The organism is Bacteroides faecis (assembly GCF_020091505.1).
Taxonomy (GTDB): Bacteria; Bacteroidota; Bacteroidia; order Bacteroidales; family Bacteroidaceae; genus Bacteroides; species Bacteroides faecis.
Genome location: NZ_CP081916.1, coordinates 5,305,761 through 5,318,825 on the forward strand (window position 1 = coordinate 5,305,761; position 13,065 = coordinate 5,318,825).

Here is a 13,065-nt window from a genome sequence, read left to right on the forward strand (position 1 = left end):
TATGCTTACGCATAGCGTGCATTCACGTACTCTCCGTAAAGGCTTTACCAGAGCCATCGCTTGAAGGTAGTGTGAATTGCACGCTACTTTTTTACCCTTGCCTAACGAAAGGAAACGATTATGGGTAAAGTTCAGATTCTCGCCGTACTGACGATGGACGGATGTCTTTCTTCAGAGTTATATGATAAAGCACATCAGGATTTGTGCCTTGACCGTTGCGGTCTTGATGAAATCAGGAAGAAAGCCCTTTACCGTGTGACACCGGACTATTCCATTTCAATGCTGCACGAATGGAGAAAAGACGGCACAAACATCCGTTACCTCGCGGAAGCCACACTGGATACGGCAGATTATATAAACGGACTACTGCGTATGCACGCTGTGGATGAAATCATACTATACACCGTTCCTTTCATATCCGGAAGCGGACGACATTTTTTTAAGTCGGCTCTGCCAGAGCAACACTGGACGCTTTCCTCCTTGAAAAGCTATTCCAACGGTGTATGTCGCATTATCTATATCCTTGATAAAAAAGCAAGATAGCCAAAATGTGCGGCAAGCATACATTTCTATTTTCAGGAATAGAATAAATGTTCTGATTACAAACAATTTAAGTCGGAGATAATTTGTCCTTGTGAAAAAATATTGAATTTTATACCTCTGAAATCCAGTACTTTGTAAAATTGAGTGTTGGATTTTTTATTTTCTGCCGCGTTTTTTGCCAATTATATTCATGTGCGCACGCAGAAAACAAAGTGTAATTTTCAAAATTGACAGAACCATGAATTATTTCTTGCTGGCGGAAACCGACTTTTTCCGCCTGATAAACGAAGCCGGTGACTGCAATATGGAAACGGCATACACGGCTTTTGCCACCCAAGTGATCGAACTGTGTAACGGTAGCATGGACGCGAACCTTACCGTCATCGCGCTTGCCTACATCGAAATCGAGTTGCAGCACCATCCCGTGCGCAACCTGTCAGAAGAAAAGAGAGAGATTGCCGCCTATGTCAGCAAGGCCCTGTCTTTCGTGAGGAAGATGCAGAAATTCCTTGCCACGCCCCAAGTGCCGCCACTGATATCCGCCAACAACACAACAGAAACCGCCACCAGCCTCCTGCAATGGACGGGCAATGCCATCGACCTCGTGGAACTTATCTACGGCATCGACGAGATGGGCTGCATCAACAACGGCAACATGCCGCTCAAACAGCTTGCCCCGCTCCTTTACAAGATATTCGGGGTTGAGTCGAAGGACTGCTACCGTTTCTACACCGATATCAAACGCCGGAAGAACGAAAGCCGCACCTACTTCCTTGACAGAATGCAGGAGAAATTGAACGAGAGGATGCTGCGCGATGATGAGTTGGATCGTATGAGGAGATAAAAAACAAATTCATTAGAATAAATCACATCAATTCAATTCATTATTTTGTTATATTAGAAAAAGATATTAACTTTGCATTGAAATTGATATAGTCATAATTCAGATGAACTCAATACACGATATAACAGACTACATTATCTTACGAGTAAAATCGGAAGATAGATTTGCGTCTTTAATAAATTTAAAGTTGCAGAAGTTATTGTATTATGTTCAAGCATGGTCTTATGGTATCAATAAAAAACCTATGTTTGACGGCGAGTTTGAAGCATGGATTCATGGTCCGGTAAATCGAGAAATCTACAATCGATTTAATTCTACAAAATATCTCTATTCAGAAATCAATATTGATGATTGCATGAATCACAATGTGAGTTTATCATCAGAAGACGCTGAATTCATTGACTTTATATTGGAGAATTATCTTAAATATAGCGGTGCTGAATTAGAACGATTGTCCCACAATGAGATGCCTTGGATTGAAACACGTGGAGATTTAAATGTAAATGAGCGTTGTGACAAGGTTATTACTCCAGAACTAATGATTGAGTATTATGGGAAAAAATGGGAAACTATTAAATCTTAATTCAGATTCTCCTAAATACGGAAACAAATCATTAGTTACCAAAGAACAAGAAAATGAGTTAAAGAGAAGGAAGATAACTTTTTCCTTCTCTTACTTTAAGCAGATACCTAATTTTCAGATTGGAGAGTGTTCTAAGGGATGGCATATTGGGCTTCTTGAAAGATTAGGTGCTTTGGGTACTATGACACCGCAAGAAGTATTAGAAGAAAATAGAGGTAGTATTGCATTAAGATGTCATCCAATAGATTGGAGTGCTAAAAACATTCCTATTCAACGAAAAGATTTAGATTGGCTACCAAAAGAAATATTGGACAATGAGACAGATTTTCCAATAATGCAATTTTCGATAACAAAAAGTACGGGGCGTATTGTAGGTTATTTTGATCGGGATTCTTCTATATTTCACATAGTATTATTAGATCCTGAACATAATATACAACCGGCAAAGAAAACTAATTATCAAATACAACCAACTACAAAAGGGTTATCTCAATATGATGATTTATTAAATAAGTTGGAACGAATTAAAAGTATCGTATCAGATTGTTCTGATAAAAAGTGCAAATTGCATTCACATATTAGTGTTATAGAAGAATTACATGACAATATTGTTTATATAGGACTTGATAATGACTTCTATAGCACTTATCAAGAAATCTTAAAGAAAATTCCATTGCAAAAAATTTTGGAAAACGGAATCTTAGTAAGTATGGATAATGCTTAAGTTCTAAAAAAATGAAGAAAGGTTTATGGTAAGCCTTTCTTCATTTTTTTATTTACTTCTGCTGCAACAGATATTTCAGGTTATCATCGCCCGCGATGCGCTCCAGTTCCTCCTGCACAATCTGCTTCACCTCTTCCTTGATACGCCGGTAGTTCGCCTGCACCGTTTCTTTCATGCGGTCGTTGCCGTCCTCGTCCGTGAAATCGGTAATGACCGGAATTTTCTTGTAGGCACGTTCCTCCCGCTTCACCTTCTCGGCATCCACCACAATCTCGCAGTGAAAAATTTTCTGTTCGATACGTTCGTTGAAGTTGTCGGACACCGAACCGACAAACATTCCCTGCGTCAGACCGGAAATCTTGCTCGGCGGAATGAGCGCATCCATCTGCGTGTTGATGGAGGTGGAAACATCCTGCCGGTTGATGGAGATAGACTGCCGTTTCTGCAACACCTTACCGAACCGTTCCGATAGTGTCTTTGCCGTTTCACCTACCACCTGCCCGGAGAAAATGTTACCGACCGTATTCATCACCACTTTCGCCTCCTTATCACCGTAGTCGCGCACCAGCTGGCTGAAATCCTGAAATCCCAGACACACGGCAACCTTGTTGCTTCGGGCGGTGGCTATAAGGTTGTCCAACCCCTTGAAGTATATCGTGGGCAGCTCGTCGATGATGACCGATGACTTCAGCATTCCCTTCTTGTTGATGAGTTTCACGATACGGGAGTTATACAATCCGAGAGCCGCCCCGTAGATGTTCTGACGGTCGGGATTGTTGCCCACGCATAGGATTTTCGGCTCTTCGGGATTGTTGATGTCCAGCGTAAACTCGCTGTCCGACATCACCCAATAGAGCTGCGGGGAAATCATCCTCGAAAGCGGGATTTTCGCCGACGCTATCTGCCCCATGAGCTGCTCCGCAGCCCCTCCGAGCCAAGCATCCATGAACGGGGAAAGGTAGTTTTCCAGCTCCGGGTAAGAGGTCAGTATCGGGAAAATATCCTCGTAGCGGCGGTTCAAAAACTCGATGGCATGGGGAAACGTGCAATACTTCCCGTTCTGATAGATTTTGAGATACCAGATAATGCTGGCAAACAAAATGATAGGTGACTCCACGAAGAAGTCGCCCTGCTTTTGCACCCAAGTTTTATTGAGGTTAAGCATTATCGTGTAGGCACTCTCGTAAGCGTCCGTAATATCCTCCATGAAATCCGGGTGTATGGGATTGCAACGGTGTGAGCGTCGCGGGTCGTCGAAATTGATCACATAGAATTTCGGCTTCACCTTGTAGCCCTCCGGGTGGTTCAGCAAATGGTTGTAGGCTATGGTGGACAAGTCACTGAATTTGAAGTCATATACATACATCGAGAAGCCCTTTTCAATCTGTTGCTTGATAAAATTGTTTACCACGGCGTATGACTTGCCGCTGCCCGGCGTACCCAACACGATGGACGCACGGAAGGGATTCACCACATTGATCCAGCCATTGTTCCAACGCTTTTTGTAATAGAAGCGTGTGGGCAGATTGACCGAATACTCGCTTTCGATGAGCCTCGTTTCCTGCATGAAACTCTCATTCTCGTTGTTGAAAACATCCTCCATCAGATTGTGTTTCAACAGGCGGCTCATCCACAGCCCGCCCATCAAAAGACAGACATAGCCCGTGCCGATGGTAAGGATATACAAGCCCGTCACCGCTTCAACCGGCAGCGGCAGAGCCAGTATCCACCAGTTGAGGAAAAACAGCACGAATCCGGCGGCGAGTGCCGTCCATATTCTTCCCCAAGTGATTTTCTCGCCCTTGACCCCTTTCGTACCCAGACAGGACAGGGCAAGCAGCAGGACGGCAAACAGTTTCGTGTACAGAATGGAATGGAACAGCCCCGCCGTGCGGTCGAAGTTCAGAAGGATTTTGTCCACCACACCGATGTTCACGCCCCATAGCCGGATGGCTTCGTAGCAGAACCAGTACACGTTCATGACCACTAAAATGATACTCACGGCACGCAGAAAATCCATGATTTTCGCCAATGCCCTCAAATCGTCTTCTTGTTGTGACATACATTGATTTTTTAATTGTTGATACTCCGATTACAAACCCAAGCCCTTGCGCTTTTTCTTCTTTTTGCGCTTCATCGCCCGGATGAAAGCCTCTTCCTCGGCATCTACCGCCGGACCTTCGGGAGTGAGCAAGCCCATTCCGCCCGATACGTCTTCACGGTCGTATGCGGTCTGTCCGTGTGCCTTGTCCGCAGCATCCATAGGGATGGATAACGGTATCGGCGGTTGTCCGGCGTATGGCAGGGTGAAGTGTTCCTGCAAGGCATTCGCCGAAAGCTCCTTGCCCATGCGCGAACCGTTCAGCACACTCCCCGTGCGGTGGTCGATGAAGGTAGCCCCGTAGATGCGCCCTTCCTCCGTGTAGCGCAGTACGGTGTCGATGCCCTTCTCTTTAAGTTGGGAAACAAACCTATCCTTGTCATAAGTGCCTTGCAGCACGGAAAGAACGGTACGTTTCGTCATGTCTGCCAGTTTCCTGTCCTTAATCTCCGATCTGGAACGTACAAACTTCTTCTGCATGGCTTCATAGCCTGCGGACTTCCCGAAGAGCGAGGACTTGAACGGGTTGCCCACCTTGTTGCCCCTGCCGTCCGTGACGGAATAGACCAGCCCGTGATATTCCCGTCCGCGCACGTTACCCCTCGCTTCCTCCACCGTCAGGTTATAGATGGAAAGGAGCGCACGGTATTCGCCCATCGTCTGGAAACGGTACTGCCCGTTCAGAGCTTTCACGGTGTTGCCTACCTGTTTCTTCACATCGCCTGCCGATGCGTCCACCTTGCTTAGCGGCGTGTCAAGACGGCGGTTCCTGCGCTCCGCATCGTGCAGCCCGTATTTCTTCTCCAGCTCACGGGTGATTTGTTTGCTACGATAGTAGTTGTTCTTGTCGCTGATACATTTCCCGTTCTCGTCCACCCGAACCGTCACGATGTGCAGGTGGTGGCGGTCGATGTCCTCGTGCTTGAAAACAAGATAAGGCTGGTTGCCGAAACCGAGTTTTTCCAGATACTCGCGGGCTATATCCTGCAATTCCGCATCGGTCAACGCATCCTCCGGATGCGGGTTGAGCGAAATATGCACCACCGGCTTCTCCACCTTCATCTGTGGCGGCATGAAGGTGAGAAAACCCTCCATCGCCTTGTTGATGTCCACCTTTCCCGAACCGTCATTGTAGATGCGGTTGGTCGTAAGCAACCGCCCCTGCGCCTCGTTAATCTTCTCCCCGTTATAGGCAATCGCGCCGTACAACGAGTTTCCTACACTGATTTTTGCGACCATTTCGCCTCCATTTCCCTTGAAAGTTCCACAATCCGGCGGCTCAGTTTCACGAGTTCGACGGTGTGTTGCTCTAATTTGTAGAGCAACGCCATCGCCTTTTTCTCTGAAAAATGCAGCCTCAGTTCCTTCACGACTTGGTTGTAATTCGTACCCACGGCACGGAACTGTGCATGAAAATCCGACAGTTTGGTGTAATAGTCCACCAGCGTCTTGTCCACCTTAAGCACCTTGAACGGCTGTCCGAAGAAGTGCGCCTTGAGGAAAACCGACCGTGCATAGACACCCGATTTTCCGAACATGGCGAGGAAACGGTTGTGTTCCTCCTCATTGAAACGGACGGTGTAACGGTACACCGCCGGATCAAGTTTGGGATTTCTCCCTGATTTGCTTTTCCTTTTCTCTTTCATATTACTTTGGATTTAGCGGATTGACGGCATAAGCCGCCGCTTCGGATTACAGCACCGCAGTTTTGAAAGGCTTCCCGACTTCGGAGGGAAAGCCCGCCCCCTGCAAGGGCAAGGCGTTTTCCGGGATGCTCAAAATATTTTGAGCGGCTGAAAACATACCTTGCTATGTTCAGGTGAACATAAAAATCCGTCAGGGGACGGATGGGAAGATACCTTTCAGGACTCCGGCTGTGCCACCATCGGCGAACCCTGCTGTCCGGGGGCAAAGTTACGTCCTTAAAGCGGTATCGGACAGACGCTTGACCCGGTCAATGACTGCCAACCGGCGCAACGTGCTGCCAATTGCTTGGGAAGTGATACAAGTTCCAAAATATACTTGTTTATTTGCAGCATGATTCAAGGAACCAACGATTTGAAGATATGAGAAACGGAACATTCAAATACCCGGAAAACCGCTTCTTCGGACACTTGCCGAAGCGGATACCCGAACCGTCGGAACCCCGGTTATCCGACAATCCGGTGAAGTACGGATTCAATGACTTCATGACGCAGTGTCGTCATTCATCACTTGTTCGCCGCACCGCTTCACCACAGAACCGGATACGCGATGACCCGCCCGTGTGTCTGTTCACTGAAGCGGATAATGTAGCAACCAAATCCGCATATAAATAGAAAAAGAAATCTTCAACAATTAAAATAAATGGAACTATGAGTAAGGAAATCTTCGTTGCATTCGCAACACAGAAAGGTGGCATCGGCAAATCCACTGTCACGGCACTTGCCGCCAGCTACCTGCACAACGTGAAAGGCTACAATGTCGCCGTCGTGGACTGCGACGACCCGCAGCACAGCATCCACGGGCTGCGCGAACACGAAATGGGGCTTATCGACAGCAGCACCTACTTCAAGGCTCTCGCTTGCGACCATTTCCGCCGGATCAAAAAGAACGCCTACACCATCGTCAAGAGCAATGCGGTGAACGCCCTCGACGATGCCGAGAGGATGATTGCCACTGAGGACATGAAACCCGACGTGGTGTTCTTCGACATGCCCGGCACGCTCCGTAGTAACGGCGTGATAAAGACGCTCTCGCAGATGGACTACATCTTCACTCCGCTGAGTGCCGACCGCTTTGTCGTGGAGAGTACCCTGAAATTCGTCACGATGTTCCGCGACAGGCTGATGACTACCGGACAGGCGAAAACAAAGGGGCTGCATCTGTTCTGGACGATGGTGGACGGCAGGGAGAGGAACGACTTGTACGGCATCTACGAGGAAGTGATAGCCGAAATGGGCTTTCCGGTACTTTCCACCCGCTTGCCCGACAGCAAGAAGTTCCGCCGTGACCTTTCGGAAGAGCGCAAGAGCGTTTTCCGCTCCACCATCTTCCCGATGGACACGGCACTGCTGAAAGGGAGTGGCATCCGGGAGTTTTCCGAAGAGATAAGCGACATCATCAGACCGCAGTGAGCATGGGCAGCAGGAAAGTGAACACGGAAGGCATCGACGAGGAACTGCTGTTAGCCTCCATCGGGCGGCGCACACAGGACGGGACACTGCGCCCCGCACAGGAAGTACCCGCAGCTGCACCGACCGAAGAGGACACCGCCGCACCGGAACCATCTCCTGTGCAACCCGTAACACGGGAAAAAGCGCAGAGGGAAAGTGGACGCCGGAAAAGGCAGGACGAGGACTACAACGAGCTGTTCCTGCGCCGCAACGAGATAAAGACCCGCCAATGTGTCTATATCAGCCGTGACGTCCACGGCAAGATCCTCAGAATCGTGAACGACATCGCCGGAGGGGAAATCTCAGTAGGCGGATATGTGGATACCGTGCTGCGCCAGCATCTGGAACAGCACAAGGAGAGAATCAACGAACTGTACAAGAAACAACGTGAAGATCTGATTTGAAAATGGAAAAAGAAATGACACCGAATGAAAAAAGACCACAGCAAGACTGCGGAGGTATGTTTGCCCAAGTGCAGGCGAGTGTGGAAATACTGTCGCCTGTCCCGGTAACCGACAAATGCTGCGAGAAGGACTATGAACGTCTGTTCATCCGCGACCCGGAAGTAAAGGCACGTGAGGGGAAAATGGCGTATGTGCGCCCGGAGTACCACGAGCGTATCATGCGCATCACCCGTGTAATCGGGCATGACCGGCTTACGCTGTCCGCCTATATCGACCATGTGCTGACGTACCATTTCAACCAGTGCGAGGATGCGATAAAGAGCCTTTATGCCCGAAATTACAATTCAGTATTCTAACCAAAACGGAAGGATATGAATTACACAATTAGCATGACAGACATTCTGCTGGCGGTATCGGTCGGCTGCAACCTCTGGTTCCTGTTCCTGCTCCTTTACGAGCGCATCATGGACACGCGGATTGTCCGCTTCTTCAAGGGCATTGCCGGATTATGGCGGTCACTGGACGGGAATGAGGCTAAACGCATAGCGGCACACGAGGAAGTCCCTGCGGAAAAGGCGGACATCATCGGCGAGAGCCGTTTCAGGATGGCATCCACCCGGACAACCGCTGCCATACCGACGCAAGAAGCCGCCACTTCGGAAAAAGGCATTGAGCTGTCGGAGGAAGAGGCTACTTTTGACGACGGAAAAACGGGAAACGCATCCCGCCCGGCACAAGTCCCGGAGGAAAAACTCGATGAGACCTTCACGAGCATACCGCCGGAGGAACTGGGATACGGGGACGACGAACCGGAAGAGGACGCCTCGGACACGCCACGGGCTTCGGGCAGCAGCTTTGACGAGATTGACGACGCCTGCAAGACCGCCAAAAACCCGGACGCGACACAGGCGGAACGTGAAAAGGCGGCGAAGGTGTTCACCGACATGGAGGGCACGGAGTTGTACGAGAAAATGATGGAAGGCTCTTCGGAGATAGGCATCCGCATCAAGGGGCTTATCGAGATTCGGCTGAAGAAATCTGAAAAGGAGTTCGTCGTGCCGGACAACATCGAGGAGTTCGACATTCGCAACTATGTATGACAACAATAAAAGAAATGAACATGAAAGAATGACATCAACCCACGCGGCGAGGAAACGCAAGGCGCATCCCCATCCGCAACGGACACGCCCACGTCCGTGGAAACAAACGGGCATCCACTAAAACCAAAGTAAAGAAACAAAGTATCAACCGCCCGACAAAGGACCATCCACCCTTTTGACGGCAAAAAACAAGAACAGTTTATGAACAAGAACATCTTGAAAAACAGAAAAGCAATCCTCTCCGCGGCACTTGTCATCGCCGCAACCGCCTCCGCTTTCGCGCAGGGAAACGGCATCGCGGGCATCAACGAAGCCACCTCTATGGTGAGTTCTTATTTCGACCCCGGAACTAAACTGATATACGCCATCGGTGCAGTCGTCGGGCTTATCGGGGGCGTAAAAGTGTACGGCAAGTTTTCATCGGGCGACCCCGACACCAGCAAGACAGCCGCCTCGTGGTTCGGCGCGTGCATCTTCCTGATTGTTGCCGCCACCATCCTGCGCTCATTCTTCCTTTAATAAATAATGTATGGCTGAATACCCAATCAACAAGGGTATCGGCCGTCCGGTAGAGTTCAAGGGCTTGAAGGCACAGTACCTCTTCATCTTCTGCGGAGGTCTGCTGGCTCTCTTCGTCCTGTTCGTCATCCTCTACATGGTCGGTATCGACCAGTGGATATGTATCGGCTTCGGCGCGGCATCGTCCTCCCTCCTTGTATGGCAGACCTTCGCGCTGAACGCCCGGTACGGCGAACACGGGCTGATGAAATTAGGAGCGGCACGGAGCCATCCCCGATACCTTATCAACCGGCGGCGGATAACCCGTCTGTTCAAACGACAACGAAAGGAAGAAAGACAATGAGGAATACATCGAAAATGACAACACTGGAAAACAGGTTCCCACTTTTAGCGGTGGAGCATGGCTGCATCATCTCAAAGGACGCCGACATCACGGTGGCTTTCGAGGTGGAACTACCGGAACTTTACACCGTGACGGGTGCGGAGTACGAGGCGATACACAGTTGCTGGTGCAAGGCTATCAAGGTGCTGCCGGACTACTCCGTCGTACACAAACAGGACTGGTTCATCAAGGAACGCTACAAACCGGAGCTTCAGAAGGACGACATGAGCTTTTTAAGCCGCTCTTTCGAGCGTCACTTCAACGAGCGTCCGTACCTGAAACACACCTGCTACCTCTACCTGACCAAGACAACAAAGGAGCGTAACCGGATGCAGAGCAATTTCAGCACGCTGTGCCGGGGACATATCATCCCGATGGAGCTGGACAGGGAAACCACGACCAAGTTCTTGGAAACCTGCGAACAGTTCGAGCGTATCATGAACGACAGCGGGCTTGTCAGGCTGCGCCGCTTCTCCACCGACGAGATCGTGGGGACGGAGGGTAAGGCGGGACTTATTGAACGCTACTTCTCGCTCATGCCAGAAGGTGACACCACCTTGCAGGACATCGAGCTTTCGGCAAGGGAGATGCGCATCGGCGACAACCGCCTGTGTCTGCACACCCTCTCCGACGCGGAAGACCTGCCGGGCAAGGTGGCTACCGACACCCGTTACGAGAAGCTCTCCACCGACCGGAGTGACTGCCGACTGTCATTCGCCTCCCCGGTGGGGCTTCTGCTCTCCTGCAACCATATCTACAACCAGTATGTGCTGATAGACAACAGTGAGGAAACCTTGCAGAAGTTCGAGAAGTCCGCCCGTAACATGCAGTCGCTATCTCGCTATTCAAGGAGCAACAGCATCAACCGCGAGTGGATAGACCAATACCTGAACGAAGCCCATTCCTACGGACTGACCTCGGTACGGGCACACTTCAACGTCATGGCGTGGAGCGACGATGCGGAGGAACTGAAGCATATCAAGAACGACGTGGGCAGCCAGTTGGCAAGCATGGAATGCGTGCCGCGCCACAACACCATCGACTGCCCGACACTCTACTGGGCGGCGATACCCGGCAATGCGGCGGACTTCCCGGCGGAAGAGAGTTTCCACACCTTCATCGAACAGGCGGTGTGCCTGTTCACAGAGGAAACCAACTACCGCAGCTCGCTCTCGCCCTTCGGCATCAAGATGGTGGACAGGCTCACGGGGAAACCGCTGCACCTCGACATCAGCGACCTTCCGATGAAGCGGGGTATCACGACCAACCGCAACAAGTTCGTGCTGGGTCCTTCGGGCAGCGGCAAGTCTTTCTTCATGAACCACCTCGTGCGCCAATATTATGAGCAAGGCGCACATGTGGTATTGGTGGACACGGGAAACTCCTATCAGGGCTTGTGCGGCATGATCCGACGCAAGACAGGCGGAGCGGACGGTGTGTATTTCACCTACACGGAAGATAAGCCCATCAGCTTCAACCCGTTCTACACCGACGATTACATCTTCGACGTGGAGAAGAAGGACAGCATCAAGACCCTGCTGCTGACGCTCTGGAAGTCGGAGGACGACAAGGTGACAAAGACGGAGAGCGGCGAGCTGGGCAGTGCCGTGAGTGCCTATATTGAGCGCATCCAATCCGACCGTAGCATCGTGCCGTCGTTCAACACCTTCTACGAGTATATGCGTGACGACTACCGCAAGGAACTGGCACAGCGTGACATCAAGGTGGAGAAGTCCGACTTCAACATCGACAACATGCTCACCACCATGCGGCAGTATTACCGGGGCGGACGCTACGACTTCCTGCTCAACTCCACGGAGAACATCGACCTGCTCGGCAAGCGGTTCATTGTCTTCGAGATAGATTCGATTAAGGAAAACCGCGAACTGTTCCCCGTCGTGACCATCATCATCATGGAAGCCTTCATCAACAAGATGCGGCGACTGAAAGGGGTACGGAAACAGCTTATTGTGGAAGAGGCTTGGAAGGCTCTCTCTTCAGCGAACATGGCTGAATATCTGCGCTATATGTACAAGACAGTCAGAAAATATTACGGCGAGGCAATCGTGGTGACGCAGGAGGTGGACGACATCATCAGTTCTCCGGTGGTCAAAGAGAGCATCATCAACAACTCGGATTGTAAAATCCTGCTTGACCAAAGGAAATATATGAACAAGTTCGACCAGATACAGGCGTTGCTCGGACTGACGGAAAAGGAGAAGTCGCAGATACTCTCCATCAACATGGCGAACAACCCTTCACGGCTCTACAAAGAGGTGTGGATAGGCTTGGGTGGCACACAATCGGCGGTCTATGCCACCGAGGTCAGTGCAGAAGAGTATCTGGTGCGCCCGTAAAAGGGAATTTGACGAATGTCGCTTTGGCAAGCGACTGGGCAAGTGTTTAGAATGCCTATTAACAACCGCTAACCGGAGGGGAAAACCCCACAAGGGAACATAGCACGTTGGTAAAGCCATAAGTCAGCCAACTGTCAGGCTGCGACCGAATGGCAAGTTAAAATGATAGATATGAGGATAAAGCCTGTATTGGTTGAACGATAGTCCGAGCAGTCGTATCCTTGGGCAATGACGGAAGACAGTTGAATAATTCTTCGGAATTATACCGTTATGTTGCGGTACTACACTGATGACAGGTAGCAGGAGTAGCATAAACTTACCGCAAGGCAACTACCATAAGTAGTAAAGGACGA

Annotated in this window: 14 protein-coding genes and 1 pseudogene; 12 read left to right on the forward strand and 3 right to left on the reverse strand. The window is 50.0% G+C overall.

Features of this window, described 5'->3' with window-relative positions; all coding sequences use genetic code 11:
- The first annotated feature begins 120 nt into the window (after positions 1 to 120).
- The 4 genes from K6V30_RS20915 (at position 121) to K6V30_RS20930 (ending at position 2,694) form a co-directional block, all read left to right on the forward strand.
- Positions 121 to 543: a dihydrofolate reductase family protein gene (locus K6V30_RS20915; RefSeq protein WP_004293871.1), complete on the forward strand. Its 423-nt coding sequence runs from the start codon at positions 121 to 123 to the stop codon at positions 541 to 543.
- Positions 544 to 781: 238 nt separating this feature from the next.
- Positions 782 to 1,387: an RteC domain-containing protein gene (locus K6V30_RS20920; protein ID WP_004293872.1), complete on the forward strand. Its 606-nt coding sequence runs from the start codon at positions 782 to 784 to the stop codon at positions 1,385 to 1,387.
- A 103-nt stretch (positions 1,388 to 1,490) separates the two neighbouring features.
- Positions 1,491 to 1,970 carry a Panacea domain-containing protein gene (locus K6V30_RS20925; RefSeq protein WP_004293873.1) on the forward strand — a complete coding sequence of 160 codons (480 nt, stop codon included), beginning with the start codon at positions 1,491 to 1,493 and terminating at the stop codon, positions 1,968 to 1,970.
- Entirely contained in the window at positions 1,939 to 2,694 is a 756-nt protein-coding gene (locus K6V30_RS20930) for a hypothetical protein (protein WP_004293874.1), read from the forward strand. Before K6V30_RS20925 ends, K6V30_RS20930 begins: the two co-directional genes overlap by 32 nt.
- A 52-nt stretch (positions 2,695 to 2,746) precedes the next feature.
- On the opposite strand, the gene mobC is transcribed toward K6V30_RS20930, so the two are convergent.
- Genes mobC through mobA form a run of 3 tightly spaced genes read right to left on the reverse strand, consistent with a single transcriptional unit; the run spans position 2,747 to position 6,441 of the window.
- The gene (gene mobC, locus K6V30_RS20935) at positions 2,747 to 4,756 is read right to left on the reverse strand and encodes a conjugal transfer protein MobC (protein WP_004348455.1); all 2,010 of its coding nucleotides are present in this window, start codon (positions 4,754 to 4,756) and stop codon (positions 2,747 to 2,749) included.
- A 30-nt stretch (positions 4,757 to 4,786) separates the two neighbouring features.
- On the reverse strand, positions 4,787 to 6,034 hold the full coding sequence (gene mobB / locus K6V30_RS20940) for a conjugal transfer protein MobB (RefSeq protein ID WP_004348454.1): 1,248 nt from the start codon (positions 6,032 to 6,034) through the stop codon (positions 4,787 to 4,789).
- Complete coding sequence (gene mobA / locus K6V30_RS20945) at positions 6,013 to 6,441, reverse strand: conjugal transfer protein MobA (protein ID WP_004291488.1); 429 nt, start codon at positions 6,439 to 6,441, stop codon at positions 6,013 to 6,015. Before mobA ends, mobB begins: the two co-directional genes overlap by 22 nt.
- Positions 6,442 to 6,861: 420 nt before the next feature.
- Between mobA and K6V30_RS20950 the strand changes: the two genes are divergently transcribed.
- From K6V30_RS20950 to K6V30_RS20985, 8 genes and pseudogenes are all read left to right on the forward strand, one after another.
- Positions 6,862 to 7,113: a hypothetical protein gene (locus K6V30_RS20950; protein ID WP_009037593.1), complete on the forward strand. Its 252-nt coding sequence runs from the start codon at positions 6,862 to 6,864 to the stop codon at positions 7,111 to 7,113.
- 36 nt (positions 7,114 to 7,149) lie between these two features.
- The gene (locus K6V30_RS20955) at positions 7,150 to 7,911 is read left to right on the forward strand and encodes a ParA family protein (protein ID WP_004348452.1); all 762 of its coding nucleotides are present in this window, start codon (positions 7,150 to 7,152) and stop codon (positions 7,909 to 7,911) included.
- 2 nt (positions 7,912 to 7,913) lie between these two features.
- Entirely contained in the window at positions 7,914 to 8,354 is a 441-nt protein-coding gene (locus K6V30_RS20960; protein ID WP_004291503.1) for a DUF3408 domain-containing protein, read from the forward strand.
- Between the two features lie 2 nt (positions 8,355 to 8,356).
- The gene (locus tag K6V30_RS20965; protein ID WP_004348451.1) at positions 8,357 to 8,710 is read left to right on the forward strand and encodes a DUF3408 domain-containing protein; all 354 of its coding nucleotides are present in this window, start codon (positions 8,357 to 8,359) and stop codon (positions 8,708 to 8,710) included.
- A 15-nt stretch (positions 8,711 to 8,725) separates the two neighbouring features.
- A complete protein-coding gene (locus tag K6V30_RS20970; RefSeq protein ID WP_007487622.1) occupies positions 8,726 to 9,454 on the forward strand; it encodes a hypothetical protein in 729 nt (242 codons plus the stop codon).
- Between the two features lie 201 nt (positions 9,455 to 9,655).
- A complete protein-coding gene (locus K6V30_RS20975) occupies positions 9,656 to 9,973 on the forward strand; it encodes a DUF4134 domain-containing protein (protein ID WP_002560983.1) in 318 nt (105 codons plus the stop codon).
- Positions 9,974 to 9,983: 10 nt separating this feature from the next.
- Positions 9,984 to 10,316, forward strand: a complete 333-nt coding sequence (locus K6V30_RS20980) for a DUF4133 domain-containing protein (RefSeq protein WP_004291514.1) — start codon at positions 9,984 to 9,986, stop codon at positions 10,314 to 10,316.
- A pseudogene (locus K6V30_RS20985) lies at positions 10,313 to 12,700 on the forward strand (TraG family conjugative transposon ATPase); the annotation flags it as partial. The gene K6V30_RS20980 and the pseudogene K6V30_RS20985, both read left to right, overlap by 4 nt.
- Between the last annotated feature and the right edge of the window lie 365 nt (positions 12,701 to 13,065).

Bases quoted from the DNA above. Each gene is read 5' to 3' on its own strand.
- K6V30_RS20915 (WP_004293871.1), top strand. From the start codon at position 121: ATGGGTAAAGTTCAGATTCTCGCCGTACTGACGATGGACGGATGTCTT.
- K6V30_RS20920 (WP_004293872.1), top strand. From the start codon at position 782: ATGAATTATTTCTTGCTGGCGGAAACCGACTTTTTCCGCCTGATAAAC.
- K6V30_RS20925 (WP_004293873.1), top strand. From the start codon at position 1,491: ATGAACTCAATACACGATATAACAGACTACATTATCTTACGAGTAAAA.
- K6V30_RS20930 (WP_004293874.1), top strand. From the start codon at position 1,939: ATGGGAAAAAATGGGAAACTATTAAATCTTAATTCAGATTCTCCTAAA.
- mobC (WP_004348455.1), bottom strand. From the start codon at position 4,756: ATGTCACAACAAGAAGACGATTTGAGGGCATTGGCGAAAATCATGGAT.
- mobB (WP_004348454.1), bottom strand. From the start codon at position 6,034: ATGGTCGCAAAAATCAGTGTAGGAAACTCGTTGTACGGCGCGATTGCC.
- mobA (WP_004291488.1), bottom strand. From the start codon at position 6,441: ATGAAAGAGAAAAGGAAAAGCAAATCAGGGAGAAATCCCAAACTTGAT.
- K6V30_RS20950 (WP_009037593.1), top strand. From the start codon at position 6,862: ATGAGAAACGGAACATTCAAATACCCGGAAAACCGCTTCTTCGGACAC.
- K6V30_RS20955 (WP_004348452.1), top strand. From the start codon at position 7,150: ATGAGTAAGGAAATCTTCGTTGCATTCGCAACACAGAAAGGTGGCATC.
- K6V30_RS20960 (WP_004291503.1), top strand. From the start codon at position 7,914: ATGGGCAGCAGGAAAGTGAACACGGAAGGCATCGACGAGGAACTGCTG.
- K6V30_RS20965 (WP_004348451.1), top strand. From the start codon at position 8,357: ATGGAAAAAGAAATGACACCGAATGAAAAAAGACCACAGCAAGACTGC.
- K6V30_RS20970 (WP_007487622.1), top strand. From the start codon at position 8,726: ATGAATTACACAATTAGCATGACAGACATTCTGCTGGCGGTATCGGTC.
- K6V30_RS20975 (WP_002560983.1), top strand. From the start codon at position 9,656: ATGAACAAGAACATCTTGAAAAACAGAAAAGCAATCCTCTCCGCGGCA.
- K6V30_RS20980 (WP_004291514.1), top strand. From the start codon at position 9,984: ATGGCTGAATACCCAATCAACAAGGGTATCGGCCGTCCGGTAGAGTTC.